16 protein-coding genes are annotated in these 17,704 nt (G+C 66.1%); 6 read left to right on the top strand and 10 right to left on the bottom strand.

Annotated elements, in window-relative coordinates:
* Positions 1 to 46 precede the first annotated feature (46 nt).
* The 10 genes from U4Z64_RS08935 to nac all read right to left on the bottom strand — a co-directional run bounded on the left by U4Z64_RS08935 (position 47) and on the right by nac (position 10,469).
* The gene (locus tag U4Z64_RS08935; RefSeq protein ID WP_321819750.1) at positions 47 to 2,839 is read right to left on the bottom strand and encodes a phosphoenolpyruvate carboxylase; all 2,793 of its coding nucleotides are present in this window, start codon (positions 2,837 to 2,839) and stop codon (positions 47 to 49) included.
* 3 nt (positions 2,840 to 2,842) lie between these two features.
* On the bottom strand, positions 2,843 to 3,511 hold the full coding sequence (locus U4Z64_RS08930) for an RraA family protein (RefSeq protein ID WP_174419884.1): 669 nt from the start codon (positions 3,509 to 3,511) through the stop codon (positions 2,843 to 2,845).
* A gap of 42 nt (positions 3,512 to 3,553) precedes the next feature.
* Positions 3,554 to 4,297, bottom strand: a complete 744-nt coding sequence (locus tag U4Z64_RS08925) for an SDR family oxidoreductase (RefSeq protein ID WP_124646086.1) — start codon at positions 4,295 to 4,297, stop codon at positions 3,554 to 3,556.
* A gap of 121 nt (positions 4,298 to 4,418) precedes the next feature.
* Entirely contained in the window at positions 4,419 to 5,201 is a 783-nt protein-coding gene (locus U4Z64_RS08920; protein ID WP_321819885.1) for a 5-oxoprolinase subunit PxpA, read from the bottom strand.
* Positions 5,191 to 5,664 (bottom strand): acetyl-CoA carboxylase biotin carboxyl carrier protein subunit, encoded by a 474-nt coding sequence (locus U4Z64_RS08915; protein ID WP_321819749.1) that lies wholly within the window; start codon positions 5,662 to 5,664, stop codon positions 5,191 to 5,193. The genes U4Z64_RS08920 and U4Z64_RS08915 overlap by 11 nt, the downstream gene beginning before the upstream one ends.
* Before the next feature lie 3 nt (positions 5,665 to 5,667).
* Complete coding sequence (locus U4Z64_RS08910; protein ID WP_321819748.1) at positions 5,668 to 6,672, bottom strand: biotin-dependent carboxyltransferase family protein; 1,005 nt, start codon at positions 6,670 to 6,672, stop codon at positions 5,668 to 5,670.
* A complete protein-coding gene (gene pxpB, locus U4Z64_RS08905; RefSeq protein ID WP_321819747.1) occupies positions 6,669 to 7,340 on the bottom strand; it encodes a 5-oxoprolinase subunit PxpB in 672 nt (223 codons plus the stop codon). The genes U4Z64_RS08910 and pxpB overlap by 4 nt, the downstream gene beginning before the upstream one ends.
* Positions 7,341 to 7,423: 83 nt before the next feature.
* On the bottom strand, positions 7,424 to 8,776 hold the full coding sequence (gene accC / locus U4Z64_RS08900) for an acetyl-CoA carboxylase biotin carboxylase subunit (protein WP_321819746.1): 1,353 nt from the start codon (positions 8,774 to 8,776) through the stop codon (positions 7,424 to 7,426).
* A gap of 69 nt (positions 8,777 to 8,845) precedes the next feature.
* Entirely contained in the window at positions 8,846 to 9,310 is a 465-nt protein-coding gene (locus U4Z64_RS08895; RefSeq protein WP_321819745.1) for an acetyl-CoA carboxylase biotin carboxyl carrier protein subunit, read from the bottom strand.
* Between the two features lie 223 nt (positions 9,311 to 9,533).
* Positions 9,534 to 10,469 (bottom strand): nitrogen assimilation transcriptional regulator NAC, encoded by a 936-nt coding sequence (gene nac / locus U4Z64_RS08890; RefSeq protein ID WP_321819744.1) that lies wholly within the window; start codon positions 10,467 to 10,469, stop codon positions 9,534 to 9,536.
* Positions 10,470 to 10,697: 228 nt separating this feature from the next.
* Here nac and U4Z64_RS08885 point away from each other — a divergent pair, with 228 nt between their 5' ends.
* From U4Z64_RS08885 to U4Z64_RS08860, 6 genes are all read left to right on the top strand, one after another.
* Positions 10,698 to 11,906, top strand: a complete 1,209-nt coding sequence (locus U4Z64_RS08885) for an aspartate transaminase (protein ID WP_321819743.1) — start codon at positions 10,698 to 10,700, stop codon at positions 11,904 to 11,906.
* A 156-nt stretch (positions 11,907 to 12,062) separates the two neighbouring features.
* On the top strand, positions 12,063 to 13,133 hold the full coding sequence (locus U4Z64_RS08880) for a porin (RefSeq protein WP_321819742.1): 1,071 nt from the start codon (positions 12,063 to 12,065) through the stop codon (positions 13,131 to 13,133).
* 108 nt (positions 13,134 to 13,241) lie between these two features.
* Positions 13,242 to 14,384, top strand: a complete 1,143-nt coding sequence (locus U4Z64_RS08875) for a Re/Si-specific NAD(P)(+) transhydrogenase subunit alpha (RefSeq protein ID WP_321819741.1) — start codon at positions 13,242 to 13,244, stop codon at positions 14,382 to 14,384.
* A gap of 10 nt (positions 14,385 to 14,394) precedes the next feature.
* Complete coding sequence (locus tag U4Z64_RS08870) at positions 14,395 to 14,715, top strand: NAD(P) transhydrogenase subunit alpha (protein WP_174380120.1); 321 nt, start codon at positions 14,395 to 14,397, stop codon at positions 14,713 to 14,715.
* Complete coding sequence (locus tag U4Z64_RS08865) at positions 14,712 to 16,151, top strand: NAD(P)(+) transhydrogenase (Re/Si-specific) subunit beta (RefSeq protein ID WP_321819740.1); 1,440 nt, start codon at positions 14,712 to 14,714, stop codon at positions 16,149 to 16,151. The genes U4Z64_RS08870 and U4Z64_RS08865 overlap by 4 nt, the downstream gene beginning before the upstream one ends.
* Positions 16,152 to 16,260: 109 nt before the next feature.
* Positions 16,261 to 17,295: an L-idonate 5-dehydrogenase gene (locus tag U4Z64_RS08860; RefSeq protein WP_321819739.1), complete on the top strand. Its 1,035-nt coding sequence runs from the start codon at positions 16,261 to 16,263 to the stop codon at positions 17,293 to 17,295.
* Positions 17,296 to 17,704 lie beyond the last annotated feature (409 nt).

Raw genomic sequence — 17,704 nt, 5'->3', positions numbered from 1 at the left:
GTCGCATCGCGAACGCCATCGCCCGCGATACGCGTGCGGGGCGGCGTCAGCCGAACGTGCCGACTTCGTGGCTCACGGCCACGGAGATTTCGCGTATCGATTCGAACCACTGCCGCATCGGCACGAAAATCTCGCGGTGCTCTCTCGCATAGGAACCTGGCGCTCGCGGCGCGGCGGGCTCGGCATACTCGTATTCGGCCGTGTCGTCCGTCCGCTCGGGAAATATCCGCGCGAGTACCGGCAGCACGGACGGCATGTCGAGGCCGACGATCGCCCGTTGCAGGTCGTCGACCGTCACATCGGGCCGTGGCGAAAACTCTGGAATCTCCGTCGCCTTCAACCAGACCAGCTGGATCAGCGCAAGCCGCAGCGCATGCAGCAGCATTTCGCGATCGCTCATGCGCGCGCGATTCGGCCATACGGCGCGCAGCGCCAGATCGTCGGCCAGCGCGCGGCGGAACATCGCCCGCGTCGCAGCGGACGCGTCGATCCGCTCCAGCATCGCGGCGACCGCGAGCATTGCATCCCGCGCACCGCCATCCGCCGTGTGAAGCGCGCGGTCGAGCCACGTGCCGGGATCGAGCAAGGATGTCACGGCTCTCAGCACCTCGATGTCGGAGTGCGCGAACGCGGCTTCCGCGAGATCGAGCGCGCGCCTGAATCTGCGGCTGCGCCCGCGCATCTCCGCGAAGCCCTCCGGCTGCCGGGCGGCCGCGGCGCCCAGGCCGTGCACAGTGTTCGCGCACCAGCCGAGCTGCTGCAGGATCGCGTTGTTCGGGATCGCGCGCAGTTCGCTCGGGTGGCGAATCCGGGCGCGGAACGCGGCGCCGTCCGCTTGCCGCGCCGCAGGCCGCGAGCCCGTGCGGTCGAGCAGCGCGGGACCGAACGCGCTGAGCATCGCCGTATAGCCTGCGTCGTCGACGAGCGCCGTCATCGTCGCGCGGATCGAGCCGAAGAAGTCGGCGGCAAAATCCGGATCGTCGTAGATCGGATCGTCGACCGGGCCGACCGCATGATGGAACGCATGCTCGGCGATCCGCGCGACCGTCGCGAGCGCCAGCGCCGGCGTGCCGAACAGCAGATAGCCGTCGCCGCCCTGGAATGCGCTCTCCTCCCTTACCTGCAACCCCCAATCGTTCAGCGCATGGCGCGACGCCGTCGGCGACAGGTATTTGAGGCGATCGGCCAGCGAGCCCGGATGCGCGCCGCGGCCGACGCTTTCGCCGTGCGTGTCGAACAGCACGACCTCTACGCCGTTCAGCCCGTGGCGCGCGAGCACGCCGGTGATCTTCATCCTGAGTCGCTCGATCAGGTAGCTCGCGGCAAGCTGACCGACATAACGGCCGGAATCCGAATAGCCGAATTGCAATGCCAACCGTCCGTGCGATTTCACGTAGGCGCGATAGTGCGGGCTGCGCAGCGCTTCATCGAGGACATGCGCGCCATGCTCGAGCGCCTCCTCGGTCTCGAACAGCGGACTGATTTCCACGTGCCGATCCACACCGAACAGCCGTGCAAGCCACAATGCGACCAGCAACGTGTATCCGCTCTCCGTCTCCGCGATCAGGAATCGAACCGGTGTCGCGCCATCGATGTGCTTGACGAGCTGCGCGATCGTCATCATCGTCCGCGCTGCCGTCGCCTGCTCCGCGAGCAGCGCGCCGAAGTCGACCGGCAGCGGCTGCACCTTGTCCAGCTCGGCGTTGATCGCCGCCAGCATCGCGCGCCGATGCAGCGGCGCATCGACGGAATCGGCGATATTGAGCCTTTGACGCGCGGCGTTATGAAGCTGCGCGGCGTTCAGCCGGAAATGCGTATGCGCGAGCGCAAGCCCGTGCGATGCGAGGCCCGCGCGCGACACGGCCAGCGCCAGCTTGTCGCGATCGGGCGCATCAGCGATCGCGCCGCGATAAAGTTCGTCCAGGGTTTCCGGGGCCACCAGCGCGTCGTCGCGGTGCGCGACGAGCGCCCATGCGAACCGGGAAGTCTGGCGCGCATCCGCGCCGTCCGGGCATGCTGCGATCTGACGGTCCAGCACGTCGAGTGCCTCCGCGACACGTACGGTCAGCTTCCGCGCGCTGCCGATGGCGGACGTCTGTCGATGAATGCGCGCGAGCTGCAGACGCTTGATCCGCAGGCGAAATCGCAGCGTATCCCACCAACCGATGTCGGTTCGCCCGTCGGTGTCGTAGCCGACCCAGGTCGACACGATCAACGGCCGCGGCACCAGCTCCAGCCAGCGGTCCGGAAATGCCCGGCGTGCCGCCGACAGCAACGCGGCGTTGAAGCGATCCAGCGCATCGCGGGCATGATCGATCGCCTGCACCGATTGCTCGAACTCCGCGTCGAGCGTCACCGTCCCCGGGCGATGCGACTCGAATCGCCGCGGCGCCGCGCCGCATGCGCGATCCGCGAGATGGCGCGCGACCGCCGGATTCAGCGCGAAGGTCGGATGGCCGGTGAATACCGCCGCATAGCGGGTGCGCTCGGCGCGCGCGCGAAAGCCGTCCCAATCGTTCGCGTCGCCCACGACACGACCCGCAATCGATTCGAGCGCCGCTTCGTTCGCGTCGACACCGACGCCGCCGACATAGTCGGCGATCCGCGCCGCCCGATCCGAGAACGCCTGATCGCGCAGCTGTCTCACCAGCTCGAGCGTGTCTTCGCCGCCGATTCGCCCGTCGCCGATCGACTGCATGATCGAACATGCGAGCGACAGCACCGGATTGGCGAACGGGTCACCCTCCGAGCGCTCGCGCGTCGCCGCGGTCAGCTCGAGAAGCCGGTTCGCCAGCGCCGTGACTGCAATGCCTTCGCATGCTTCGCCGCGAGGTTCCATCGCTCAGCCAGCCATGTTCGCTTCGAACGCGTCGATCCACGAACGGTCGAAGCGGCCTTCCTTGATCGACTGGATCGTGTCGGCTTCCTTGCGCATCTGCGCGCGCGCCTTCCCGATCAGGTATTCGGCCTCTTCCTGCGGAAACGCAACGAGACCGTCGTCGTCGCCGACGACGATATCGCCGGGATGGATCACCAGGCCATCGATCGACACGGGCACGTTGATCTCGCCGGGACCGGCCTTGTACGGCCCCTTGTGCGTGACGCCTCGTGCGAACACCGGGAAATCCTTCTCGCGGATCGCCGCGACGTCGCGGATCGCGCCGTCGAGCACGAGCCCGGCCACGCCGATGCTCTCCGCATACATCGACATGATTTCGCCGAGCAGCGCCTGGGTGACGTCGCCGCCGCCGTCAACGACCAGCACGTCGCCCGGCCGGCAATACTCGAAGGCGCGGTGAATCGCGAGATTGTCGCCGCGGCGCACGCGTACCGTGACCGCGGTGCCGACCATCCCGCCCGACCGGTGATACGGGCGCAACGCGGCCGTGCCGACGATGCGTCGCATGTTGTCGCTGATCAGCGCGGCCGGAATGTCGCGCAGCGCGTCGATGATCGCAGGATCGGCCTGCGGTGCCGACGCGTTCTTTCGGGAACCGATACGTTGTTGCATGATGTGCTCTCCGTTCGTGTGGACGTGACCGAATCGATCCGCTTATGCGTCGCGCTTGACCGTCGTGAGGCCGCCCGGCACCTGCAGGGTCGGGAGGATTTCCATGTTGCTGATGTTGACTGCGAGCGGCGCGGCGATCGCGAACGCGATCGCATCCGCGATGTCGGACGGCTGCGGCAGCTCGAACCCTTCGATGAACTGCTTGCGCGCCGCTTCGATGTCGCCGTGCACGTGGCCGAAAATGTCGGTCGCGACGCGACCCGGGCAGATCTCCGTCACGCGCACGCGCCGGCCGGTCGCGTCGACGCGAAGCTGTCGCGACAGCGCATGAATGGCCGCTTTCGTCGCGTGATAGATCGAGTTGCCGTTGAAGTTGTAGATCGCCGCGATCGAACTGATGTTGACGATGTGCCCGCGGTCGCGCTCGACCATGCCCGGCATCGTGAGCCGCACGATATGCAGCACGGCCTGCAGGTTCACTTCCACCTGCGTGTCGATGTCGTCGACGCTCGCGTCGAGAATCGAGCCCTTGCTCGATACCCCCGCGTTGTTCACGACGATGTCGAATTCGACGTCCTGGGTCAGCTTCGTGACCGCGTCCAGGTCGCAGACGTCGATCGCATGCGGAATGCACCCTGTGCGTTTCGCGAGCGCGTCGAGCCGGTCCGCGCTGCGCGCCAGTGCATGCACCTCGAGCCCTTCGCGGCAGAAGCGCTCGACGATCGCGGCGCCCATCCCCGTCGAAGCGCCCGTGACGAGTGCGGTTTTGTAATCGGAAAACGGCATGGTTCACCTCTGTGGAATCGCGTTGCATCGGCATGCCGATGAACGCTGTCGATATCTGGCAATGTATTCGGCGCCGAATTCGTGCGCCAATACGGATTCGGTGTGGTGCGATAAGGCGGACTTATGACGGCGACGGGCGATCGACGAGCTTCGATACCGGCACGACGCGCCCGCCCGTCGCTTCGATCGCGCCGCGCACGGTGCGCGCGAGTTCCACCGCGCCCGGCGTGTCGCCATGAAGCAGGATCGACTTCGCGCGCATCCTGATGGTGTTGCCCTCGATCGTGGTGACCGTGCCGTCCTCGAGCAGTTGCTGCACGCGCGCGAGCACCGCCGCCCGGTCCTTGATCACCGCGCCCGCGAGCTGGCGGGACACTAGCGCGCCCTGATCGTCATAGGCGCGGTCGGCGAGGAAGGTATTCGCGGTACGCATGCCGATCCGGTCGGCCGCGCGCTCGATCTCGGTGTTGGTCGACACGCTGATCACGAGATTCCGGTCGAACTCCGCGACCGCCCGCACCAGCGGCTCCGCGAGTTCATACGACGCGGCGGCCATATTGCCGAGCGCGCCGTGAAAGCTCATGTGGGTCAGGCGGTGGCCCGCCGCGCGCGCGATCCCTTCGAGGGCGCCCATCTGGTACAGCACGTACTTCGCGAGTTCGAGCGGGTCCGCCTGAATGGGCCGCCGCCCGAACCCGAGCAGATCGGGAAAGCCGACGTGCGCGCCCAGGTCGATTCCCTTCGCGCCGGCAACGTGCACGGTCCGGTCCATGATCACCGGATCGCCCGCGTGATAACCGCACGCGATATTGATCGACGAGACGATATCGAACATCGCTTCGTCGTCGCCCATCCGATACGGGCCGAATCCTTCGCCGACATCCGCGTTCAGGTCAATTTCCATCATCTGCTCTCTCGATGCGTGGGAGGTATGGCGGCGGCACGTCGGCCGCCAGTTCGAACAGCGGCGCCCCATACCCGACGAGGCCCCCCGGTTCCGCAGGAATCGCCGAGATCGCGCCGTCGCGCTCCGCGACGACCGGCCGGTACAACTCGGCGATCTGCAGCAAAGCGACGACGTTCCCGGCCTCGACCCGATGGCCGATCGCGGCTTGCGGCGCCGCTCGGTCGGGATGCGTGGTCACGAAGATGCCGGTCGACGGCGACCTGACGATCGACGTCGGGCCGGCGACCGGCGACGGCTTTCCGATCGCCCCCGCTTCGCCGGAGGTCGACGCCGCAGGTTCGAGCGTCAGACGGACCGTTGATCCCGCATGCCGGATCTCCGCGAATTCGATCTCGGCCGCGGCAAGCCACGACGAGATCTGGCGAAGTTCTTGAATGTCCACTTCGTTGTTGTTTGTCATCGGTCAATATTTCGACGCACGGAACAGCCCGGCGAGATTGCGGACCTTGGCGAGATAGCGCTCCACTTCGTCGAGCGCGGCAACCGCTTCTTCGTAAGTGGTCCTGGCAAAGCGGATCCGCGTGCCGATCCGGGCTTGCGCGAGCCGCCACAGATCGGCTTCGATCACCGTGCCGATCTTCGGATAGCCGCCCGACGGCTGAGCGTCGCGCAGCTGAATGATCGGCTGGCCGCTGTGCGGCACCTGGATGACGCCCGGCACGATGCCGTGCGAGCGTTTCTCGATCGGCCGGCGGGCCGCGAGCGTCGGGCCGGCAAGCCGGTATCCGTAGCGATCGCTCTGCGGCGTCACTTTCCAGCCTTCACGCCAGAACGCGTCGAGCGAATCGGCTTCGTAGCACTCGTACTCCGCGGCCGGCAGCACCCTCACCACCGTGTCGCCGCCTTCGGCGGCCGGCGTGGCCGCAGGCGTCGGCAACAGGTACGCCGGCGGCACCGCGCCGAACCCGCCATTCGCGGCGGACTGCAACGGTGCACGCGCATCGAGCCCGATCGCGTGCAGCACGTCGCCCTTCTGCAACTGCCGTCCGTTGAAACCGCCGAACTCCCCGCGCAACTGCGTGCTGCGCGACCCGAGCACGCGCGGCACGTCGACGCCGCCCGCAAGCGACAGGTAGCAGCGCGTTCCCGACGCGGGGATGCCGATCGTCAGCACTTCGCCCCGCTTGGCCTCGATCGTCCACCACGGGAGAATCGGCCGCTCGTCGAGCCGGGCCGCGCAATCGGCGCCCGTAATCGCAAATGCCAGATCCTCGAGGAAGCGGACGCGAAACGGAAACATCGGGATTTCGATCGCGGCCGCGTCGTCCGGATTGCCGAGCAGCAGATTGCCGATCGCGAGCGCAACCCGGTCCATTGCACCGGACGTGCCGACACCGAATCGCAGGTAGCCCTCGCGCCCGCGGTCCTGCACCGTTGCCAACGCGGATGAAGACAAGATCTCGATCATCGGACAATCCTTTCGGCACGGAAACGAATCATGTCGCCGGGCGCGAGCGTGGCCGGCTGCTCGCGCCCGGGGTCGAAGAACGTCATCGCCGTGCGGCCGATCGTGTTCCACCCGCTGGGGCCGGCGGATGCCGACACGCCCGTCTGCACGCCGCCGATCGAGACGGCGCCGCCGGGCAGCCCGAGCACGGGCACCTTGCGCCTCGGCGTGGCGATCCGCGGATCCATGCCGCCGAGATAGCAGTAGCCCGGATGGCTGCCGAGCGCGTAGACGGTGTAAAGCGGCGCGCAATGAATCTCGACGACCTCGTCGACCGACAGGCCCGTATGCGCGACCACGTCGTCGAGATGCGGTCCGAACTCCCCGCCGTACTGCACCGCGAGCTCGACGACATTGCCCGCGATGTCGAGTTCGCCGGCCGCATGCCATGCATCGACCAGCCGCGCTTCCAGCGCGGCAGGATCGGTCGGCGGATGCGTGAACGTGAGCATCAGGTTGGTCACGCCGGGCACGGCCTCGCGCACGCCGGGCCATCCGCCGACCGTGCGCGCGAGCGTCCAGATGCGACGTTGCACCCGCAGGTCGAGCGCACCCGGCGCCTCGAACAGCATCGCGGTGGTGCCGAGCAGGCTGACGCGCAGTGTTTGTTCCGAATCGTCCTGTTTCATTGCGAGAGCTTTTCCTTCCGGCTCGGCACACGCGACTGCCGGATCGTCATGCAGTCTGGGAGGCGCAGGCTCGATGATTCGCGTCATACGGCCTCCCGCGCGGCAAGCCAGCGTTCCAGATGATGAATATCCACGCCGCCGTCGCCGAACGCCGGATCGTCCAGGATCGCGCGATGAAGCGGCACGTTGGTTCGTATCCCTTCGATGCGCATCTCCGACAGCGCGACGCGCATCCGCGCGATCGCCTCGTCGCGAGTCGCGCCGTGCGTCACGACCTTCGCGATCAGCGAGTCGTAGTACGGCGGCACGACATGACCAGCGCTCAGGTGCGAATCCACGCGAATGCCGTTCCCGCCGGGCACTTCCCATTCGACGATCCGGCCCGGACACGGGACGAAGGTGAACGGATCTTCCGCGTTGATCCGGCATTCGAGCGCGTGTCCGGCCGAGCGAAGGTCGGCCTGCGTCCACGTCAGCGCATCGCCCTGCGCGATGCGGATCTGCTCGCGCACGATGTCGATGCCGGTAATCGCCTCCGTCACCGGATGCTCGACCTGAAGCCGTGTGTTCATTTCGATGAAATAGAACCGGCCGTTCTCGAACAGAAACTCGAACGTCCCTGCGCCGCGATATCCGATCTGCCGGCACGCATCCGCGCAACGCTCGCCCACCTCGCGAATCAGTCCGGGATCGATGTGAGGCGCGGGCGCCTCCTCCAGTACTTTCTGATGGCGCCGCTGCAGCGAACAATCGCGCGACCCGAGCCACAGCGCCGTGCCGTGACTGTCGCAAAGCACCTGGATTTCGACGTGACGCGGATGCTCGAGGAACTTCTCGACATAAAGCTCGGGCTTGCCGAACGCACGTCGTGCCTCCTCGCGCGTCACGGCCACCGCTTCGAGCAGTTGCGGCGCGGCGTGCACGACACGCATGCCGCGGCCGCCGCCGCCGCCCGCCGCCTTCACGATGACGGGATAGCCGATCTCGGCCGCGATATTCAGGATCGCGTCTGGATCGTCGGGCAGGCTGCCGTCCGGACCCGGCACGCAGGGCACGCCGGCCGCGCGCATCGCCCGCTTGGCCGCCACCTTGTCCCCCATCGTGCGAATCGCTTCGGCCGTCGGTCCGATGAACGCCAGCCCGGCCGCCTCGACCTGTTCCGCGAACGCGGCGTTTTCGGACAGGAAGCCGTAACCGGGGTGGATCGCCCCCGCGCCACTCACACGGGCAGCGAGCAGGATGGCCTCCTGGTTCAGATAGCTTCGATCCGGCGCCGCCGGCCCGATACAGAGGGCCTGATCCGCCAGACGAACGTAGCGTGCGCCGGCATCCGCCTCCGAATGAACGGCGACGGTCCGCAAGCCCAGCTCGCGGCACGCGCGCTGAATCCGGAGCGCAATTTCACCTCGATTCGCAATCAGCACCTTATCGAACATGGTCGCCCCGCTCGTGGGTTCCGATGGCGCCGCGGCCGGTCGCCGCCCGGCTGTCAGGAGTAAAGCCCATCATCGTTCGATCCGGAACAGCGGCTGGCCGGCTTCGACCTCGTCGCCGGAATTCACGAGCACCTCGGCTACCCGGCCCTCGTATTCCGATTCGATCGCGTGAAACACCTTCATCGCCTCGATCGTGCAAAGCACCTGACCGGCCTGCACGCGATCGTCGGGGTCGACGAAGTCGGAATCGTTCGGCGACGGCCGAAGATGCGCGATGCCGAACATCGGCGCACGCACGAAACACGGCTCGATACGCTGCATGTCGGTCGACGCGACCGGCAGCGGCGCCGCCTCCTGCGCGCTGCGCGATTGCGGCTCGCGCGCGGGAGCCGCGTCGCGTGCCGGCGCGGCGGCGGCATCGCCCCGGTTCCGCTTGACCAGCCTGACCTTGTCGTTGCCCTCGATCAATTCGAGTTCCAGCAGCGGCGAGTCCGCCAGCAGGTCGATCAGAGACTTAATCTTCTTGAGATCCATCGTTTGGCCCGTAGCCCGGTTGGCGAGCAACGGCGAACGGAGATTCGCCGCTGCATACGTTGCGCGACGACGATCGCTGCGGCAGCCTCACCGGCTGCGCAGACCGCGTCGCGGCACGCCCCGTTGCCCCGCGCGCAGCGCCGGGCAACTGACGATGGATTCAATGTATCGGGCGCAGAAAAATTACGCCAAGACGGATTCGCTTTGTAGCGATAAGGCGAGCTTATGTATCCGCGGTATCCGCGTTCGGCTCCGACCGCGTGTCGAAAGCGAGATCGCCCGCGAGCTCGAGCAGGATGTCCTTGACCGCCGCGGCCGGCTCGGACAGCGGAAGATGGTCGGACAGGCAGACCGACAACGGGATCTTGATCACCGGCGACACGATGCGGCACTGGACGACGTCGCCGGACTCCGCGACGACGCGCGCGGTCGAGTCCGGCAGGATCGTCGCGCCGATCCCGGCCCCGACGGCCGCGGACAGCGTCGTGGCCGACTCGATCTCGGCGATCACGTTCGGAATCATCTGCATCCGAGCGAAGGCCTCGTCGACGTATTTGCGCAGATAGTTGTACGGGCGCGGCAGCAACAGCGGAACATTGCGCAGCGCGGTCACGTCGATTTCGCCCGCCCCGATGCCCATGCTGCGCGGTGCGACGAGGAACAGTTCCTCGTTCATCAGCAGCTGGAACGACAGGCCGTGCACGGGCCTGTCGCCGTACAGCACGGCCATGTCCATGCGGCCGTTCATGATCAGTTCGCTCAGCGTCGTGCCGAAATTTTCGTTGATGTACAGGAGGATCGACGGATGGCGCGCGCGGACCGCGCGCAACAACGGCAGCGACAACGCGGAGGCGCCGGTGCCGGGCGCGAGCCCGACCGAGACCTGGCCGGCCAGCGTCTGTCCTGCGCTCTTCACGTCGGCCTGCGCCTGCTCGAACTGGCGCAGGATGAGCTGCGCATGGCGGTAGAGCGTCGCGCCGGCCTCCGTCGGCGTCACGCCGCGCTTCGTGCGGACGAGAAGCTGCTGCTGGAATTCGTCTTCGAGCGTGATCAGTTGCTGACTGAGTGCCGGCTGGGCGATGTGCAGCACCTCCGCGGCCTGCGTCAGGCTGCCGATGTCGACACTCTTCACGAAATACTTCAGGCGCCGCAGGTTCACGGTAGTCAGCTCTTCAATGCAGGAATCGGCTAATGGTAGGACGAAGCCTTCGGCCCGGAAAGTGGACAAAAACCCTAGCGATCGCGGGCGACGACACGAATCGCGCCCGGGCATCGTCGGACGATTCGTCATAAGCGGATGCTCTCGCCCCAGCGGAAAGACATCTTGGCGCGCGCGTTTTCGCCCGCTTACTGTTAAGGCTACTCATATTTCGTTCAGGAGCCTAGAGTGAGTGCATCGCGCATCGCCGCCCGTGTCCAGCGCATCAAACCCTCTCCGAGCAGCGCGGCGGCCGACCGCGCCGCCGAATTGCGGCGTCAAGGCAAGGCCATCGTCAATCTCGTCGTCGGCGAACCCGACTTCGACACGCCCGCGCATATTCGCCAGGCTGCCGTCGACGCCATGGAACGTGGCGAAACCCGCTACACGCCGACCGCCGGCACGCCCTCGCTGCGCGCCGCGATCGCCGCGAAACTCGAACGCGAAAACGGCCTCACCTACGATCCGAAGCAGATCATCGTGACCTGCGGCGCGAAGCACGCCATCTTCAACGCGCTCGCGATCACGGTCGAAGCAGGCGACGAAGTGCTGATCCCCGCGCCTTACTGGGTGTCCTATCCCGACATGACGCTCGCGTGCGACGGCGTGCCCGTCGTCGTGCCGTGCACCGAAGCACACGGCTTCAAGCTCACCGCGCCGGCGCTCGACGCCGCGATCACGCCGCGCACCAAGTGGCTGATCATCAATTCGCCGACGAACCCGACCGGCGCGGCGTATTCGGCAGACGAACTGCGCGCGCTCGCCGACGTGCTGCTGCGTCATCCTCACGTCCTCGTGATGATGGACGACATCTACGAGCACATTCGCTACGCCGACGGCCGCACGCCGCACCTGCTGACGGTCGAGCCGGCCCTCGCGTCGCGCACGCTGGTCGTCAACGGCGTGTCGAAGACCTACGCGATGACGGGCTGGCGCATCGGCTATGCAACGGGCCCGGCCGACCTGATCGGCGCCATGGACACGCTGCAGTCGCAATCGACCAGCAATGCCTGTTCGATCAGCCAGGCCGCCGCGCTTGCGGCGCTGACCGGCGACCAGACGTTCGTCGCGCAATCGGTGGGCGTCTATCGGGATCGCCGCGATCATGCGCTCGCCGCGCTCAATGCGATTCCCGGCATCAGCTGCGGCGCGCCCGACGGCGCGTTCTACCTGTACGTCAATTGCGGCGGGCTGCTCGGCAAGACCACGCCGCTCGGCAAGCGCCTCGATACCGATTCGGACGTCGTCCTGTATCTGCTCGAGCACGCAGGCGTGGCGGTGGTCGCGGGAACGTCGTACGGCCTCTCGCCTTACTTCCGGATGTCGATCGCCACCAGCGTGGACACCATCGGCGAGGGCTGCCGAAAGATCGCCGAAGCGGTCCGTGCACTGAACTGAGGGATCGGCCGGACTCGCCGCTGCGCTTTCCGTCCGCATGACATAAAGGCATGCCGCGCCTGCGGACGCGGCAGCCGGACCCGATATCGCTTTACTTTCACTGACAAGGGGATGCAGATGAATACCAGAATATTAGTTGCCCTAATCGGTTGCGGAATGCTCGTCTCCGTGACGGCGCGCGCCCAGTCGAGCGTCACGCTGTACGGCATCATCGACGAAGCGGTCCGCTTCGACACGCACCAGAGCAAGACGGGCGGCAAGCTCTTCACGATGGGCAGCGGCGGCCAGATCCAGGGCAGCCGCTGGGGCCTCCAGGGCGCCGAGGATCTCGGCAACGGCATGAAGGCCATTTTCCAGCTCGAGTCAGGATTCACGCCGAATACCGGGATTTCCCAGCAGTCGACCCCGTCCGGCACCCAGCGGCTGTTCGGCCGGACCGCGATGGTCGGGTTGAGCAGCCCCTACGGAACGATCTCGGGCGGGCGCCTCTATACGCTGGCCCACGAGATGGCCTGGTCCCACGACCTCTACGCGCTCGCCAACTACACGGGCACGCTGGGCTTCCAGGGCGCAGGGCTCACGGGCGGCGGCCGCCTCGACAATTCCGTGCGCTATACGTCGCCGACGATCGCCGGCTTCACCGCCAAGGCATCCTATACGTTCGGCCAGACCGCGGGCGATATTCACCGCAACTCGTCCCCGGCCGTCAGCCTGTCGTACGACCGGGGCCCCTTGAGCGTCGGCGCCGCATACCAGATCGTCAACGACATCGGCGGCCTGACTCCGGCGTCGAGCGTGTACGGCAGCACGTATTTCGGCGTCACGATTCCGGACAGCTCGCAGAAGATCTTCACGGTCGGCGCGACGTATACGTTCAGCCGCGCGAAGCTCTACGGCTCGTACATCTACAGCCACGTCTACCCGGCCGATTACCGCAACGATTCGTTTTCCGCGGCACTCGACTACTCCTTCACGCCGTACCTGACGCTCAAGCTGCCCGTCTACGTGGACGTCGTCCATCACGCCGGGCAAAGCGGCACGCGGATCACCAGCGGCCCGACGCTCGACTACTTCCTGAGCAAGCGGACCGACGTGTATGTCGGCGTCGACTACAACCACCTGACCGGAGCGTGGACGACCCTCGCGGCGGCCTCCGGCTCGAACCAGCCGTTCTATGGCTACAACTCGCTGTTCGAGGCGGCGATCGGCTTGCGGCATAAATTCTAACGATCGCGTCGAACGGGGCCGGCCCCATGCGGGCCGGCCCCGTCCGTTCGCCCGACGCGTCGCGTCACGCGCGGGCGAGCGGCACGCGCCATTCAGGAGGTAGAACACATGAGAATCGGCATTCCCGCCGAAATCGTGGCGGGCGAAGCGCGCGTCGCCGCCACGCCGGAAACCGTCAGGAAGCTCGCTGCGCGAGGGCACGAAGTACTCGTTCAACGTAGCGCCGGTGAACGGGCGAATTTCACGGATGACGCGTACGCGTCGTCCGGCGCGACGCTCGTCGATGTGCAGCGCGCACTGGCGGCCGATGTCGTCCTGAAGGTCCAGGCGCCTACGGATACCGAGTTCGCGCTGTTGCGAAAAGGCGCCGTGCTGATCGGCATGCTCGATCCGTTCAATGCCGAACGTGTCGCGCGTCTGACGACAGCGGGCATTACTGCATTCGCACTGGAGGCGATCCCCAGAACGACGCGCGCACAGAGCATGGACGTCCTGTCGTCGCAGGCCAACATCGCCGGGTACAAGGCCGTGCTGATCGCCGCTGGGCTCTACCAGCGATTCTTCCCGATGCTGATGACGGCGGCAGGGACCGTCAAGGCCGCGCGCGTCCTGATTCTCGGCGCGGGCGTGGCTGGCTTGCAGGCGATCGCGACGGCGAAGCGCATGGGCGCGGTGATCGAGGCGTCGGACGTGCGCCCGGCGGTCAGGGAACAGATCGAATCGCTCGGCGCCAAATTCCTCGACGTGCCGCTCGAAACGAACGAAGAGCGCGAGGCCGCCGAGGGAACCGGCGGTTATGCACGTCCGATGCCCGCGTCGTGGCTGGCCCGCCAGAGCGCGCTGGTGCGCGAGCGCGCCCGCTCGGCCGATATCGTCATCTCGACCGCATTGATCCCCGGCAGAACGGCGCCCTCCCTGCTGCCGGAGGACATCGTGCGGGACATGAAGCCCGGTTCGGTCATCGTGGATCTCGCCGCCGGACGCGGCGCGGAGACAAACGGCCGGCGCGGCGGAAATTGCCCGCTGACCGAAGCAGATCGCGTCGTCACGCGTCACGGCGTCCACATCGCGGGATTCACCAACCTGCCGGCCATGGTCGCATCCGACGCGTCGTCGCTCTACGCGCGCAACGTGCTCGACTTTCTCAAGCTGATCATCGACGACGACGGCCGGCTCAGGATCGATACGACCGACGACATCGTGGCCGCCACGCTGCTCGGTCACGATGTGTCGCATCAGCAATCCGCCTAGAGGCTGCACGATGGAACTGATCAATCACACCACCCTCAATCTCATCATCTTCACGCTGGCGATCTACGTCGGCTACCACGTCGTGTGGAACGTCACGCCGGCACTGCATACGCCGCTGATGGCCGTCACGAACGCGATCTCGGCAATCGTCATCGTCGGCGCGATGCTAGCCACTGGGCTGACGGTCGGCGTACCCGGCAAGACCTTCGGCGCGGCAGCCGTCGCTCTCGCCGCGGTCAACGTATTCGGCGGATTCCTGGTGACGCGGCGCATGCTCGAGATGTTCCGGAAGAAAGACAACCGCCGGCAAGGTTCCGGAGCCGCACAATGAGCATGAACCTCGTCACCCTGCTGTATCTCGTCGCCTCCGTCTGCTTCATCCAGGCGCTCAAGGGCCTCTCCCATCCACGCACCGCAAGACTGGGCAACGCGTTCGGCATGGCGGGCATGGCCATCGCGATCGTCACGACGATCGCGTTGATCGGCATGCAAGCCACCTCGCTTGGGGCGAACCTCACACTCGGGCTCGGCCTGCTGGTAGGCGCACTCGCGATCGGCGGCATCGTCGGTGCGTTCGTCGCTGCCCGCGTCGAAATGACCAAGATGCCCGAGCTCGTCGCGGCTATGCATTCGCTCATCGGTCTGGCCGCGGTGTGCATTGCGTACGCGGTGGTCTGCGAACCCTCCGCGTTCGGGCTCGCCACGGACGGTCGCGGCATCCCCTACGGCAATCGGGTCGAACTGTTCGTCGGCACTTTCATCGGCGCCATCACGTTCTCCGGCTCGGTCATCGCGTTCGGCAAGCTGGCCGGCAAATACCGGTTCCGGCTGTTCCAGGGCGCGCCCGTCGTCTATCCGTTCCAGCATCCGCTCAATCTGGCGCTCGCGATCGCGATGCTCGGCTTCGGCATTGCGTTCGTCGTCACGCAGTCGTGGCCGCCGTTCGTCGCGATGACCGTGCTCGCGTTCGTGCTCGGCGTGCTGATCATCATTCCGATCGGCGGCGCCGACATGCCGGTCGTCGTATCGATGCTGAATTCGTACTCGGGCTGGGCCGCAGCCGGCATCGGCTTTTCGCTGAACAATCCGATGCTGATCATTTCGGGTTCGCTGGTCGGTTCGTCGGGCGCGATCCTGTCGTACATCATGTGCCGCGCGATGAACCGTTCGTTCGTCAACGTGCTGCTGGGCGGGTTCGGCACCGAAGCGGCGGCGCAAGGTGGTGCGAAGCAGGAGCAGCGGCCCGTCAAGTCGGGGTCCGCCGACGACGCGGCGTTCCTGCTCGGCAACGCGGAATCGGTCGTCATCGTGCCGGGATACGGCCTCGCCGTCGCCCGCGCGCAGCACGCGCTCAAGGAACTCTCGGACAAGCTGGCCGCCAGGGGCATCGACGTCCGTTATGCGATCCACCCGGTGGCAGGACGGATGCCGGGCCATATGAACGTGCTGCTGGCCGAGGCGGAAGTGCCTTACGAGCAGGTGTTCGAGATGGAGGACATCAACGCGGAATTCGGCCAGACCGATGTCGTGCTCGTGCTGGGCGCCAACGACGTGGTCAATCCTGCCGCCAGGAACGATCCGGCGTCGCCCATCGCGGGCATGCCGATTCTCGACGCATACAAGGCCCGCACGGTCATCGTGAACAAGCGATCGATGGCGTCGGGATACGCAGGCCTCGACAACGAGCTGTTCTATATGGACAAGACCATGATGGTGTTCTCCGATGCGAAGAAGGTCATTGAGAACATGACGAAAGCGCTGGACTGAGCGTCATTCGCGGCACCTCTCGCGCCAGACGCAAATCGTCTTTGCGGAACGCGTCTGGCGCGCCTATCGTGGGGTCACCCCTTCCTCTTCAAAGCCGGAGACACCTTTCATGCAGGCACTCGTCATTCATGCCCCGCTCGATCTGCGGATCGAGGACGTTCCGACGCCGGAAGCCGGACCGGACCAGATGCTGATCCGCGTCCGCGCGGGCGGCATCTGCGGATCGGATCTGCATTACTACCATCACGGCGGATTCGGTACGGTTCGCATCAAGGAACCGATGGTGCTGGGCCATGAAGTATCCGGCGTCGTCAGCCGGGTCGGCGCGAACGTTCGCGGTTTCTCGCCGGGCCAGCGTATCGCGATCAGCCCCAGCCGGCCGTGCGGATCGTGCGAATACTGTCAGCAAGGGCTGCAAAACCATTGCATGGACATGCGCTACTACGGCAGCGCCATGCGTACGCCGCACGTCCAGGGCGCGTTCCGGCAGGAAGTCGTGATCGACAGCACGCAGGCGCATTGCGTCGCCGATACCGTCAGCGATGCGGAAGCCGCGATGGCCGAACCACTGTCGGTCGCGCTGCATGCGGTACGCCGTGCCGGGCCGCTGCTCGGCAAGCGCGTACTCGTCACCGGCTGTGGGCCGATCGGCTCGCTGATCGTCGCGGCTGCCCGACGGGCGGGGGCAGCAACGATCGTCGCCACCGACGTCAACGCGATGCCGCTCGACAGCGCCCGGCAGGTCGGCGCGGATATCACGGTCAACGTCGCTGATGCCCCCTCCGGGCTCGAGCGGTTCTCGACCGGCAAGGGCACCTTCGACGTGCTGTTCGAGGCGAGCGGCAACGCGGCCGCGCTGCGCGCCGCATTCGACGTGCTGCGGCCGCGCGGCATCGTCGTTCAGGTCGGGCTCGGTGGCGATAGCGCGTTGCCGATGAACGTCATCGTCGCCAAGGAATTCGACCTGCGCGGGGCCTTTCGATTCCACGAGGAATTTGCGGTCGCCGTCGAACTACTCAACAAGGGCCTGGTCGACGTCAAACCGTTGATTTCCGACATCTTCCCATATCAGGAATGCGTCAAGGCGTTTCAGACGGCCGGCGATCGCACAAAGGCGATGAAGGTGCTGGTTACCTTCGACTGACGTCCCCGGAACTACATCCCGATGCCGCAGGAACCGACGGGGCACGTGTACGATGGCCCAAAATTCACGCCGGCACAGCCGCCGCAACGCGTCAGGTCAGGCCAAGCCGAAGCAGCCGGGGCGCCCCCTCCCTTTGGACACGCGCCGTCGATGCCGTGAGAAAGTTGGCGCGCGAGCAAGACAAGGAACCGGGCGCGCTGATGTTCAGTCGGCAGATTTCGAGTTCAGGTCACGCTACTATCGCTCGAACGTGATATCGGTACCCCCGCCATCAGTTGTCAGGCCGCGAGTCATCGGTGCCAAGCACCACTGTTGATTCGAGTAATTGCGTGCCAAACAGCAACTATCTGATGTTACAGAAATATTAATTCTGGCCTCATCGCAAGCCTATATGCAGTCTACATTGCTC

The organism is Burkholderia sp. BCC1996, from assembly GCF_905339955.1.
In the GTDB taxonomy this organism is placed as follows: domain Bacteria; phylum Pseudomonadota; class Gammaproteobacteria; order Burkholderiales; family Burkholderiaceae; genus Burkholderia.
The sequence above is the reverse complement of the archived record's forward strand: the minus strand, read 5'-3'. Positions and strand labels throughout refer to the sequence as shown.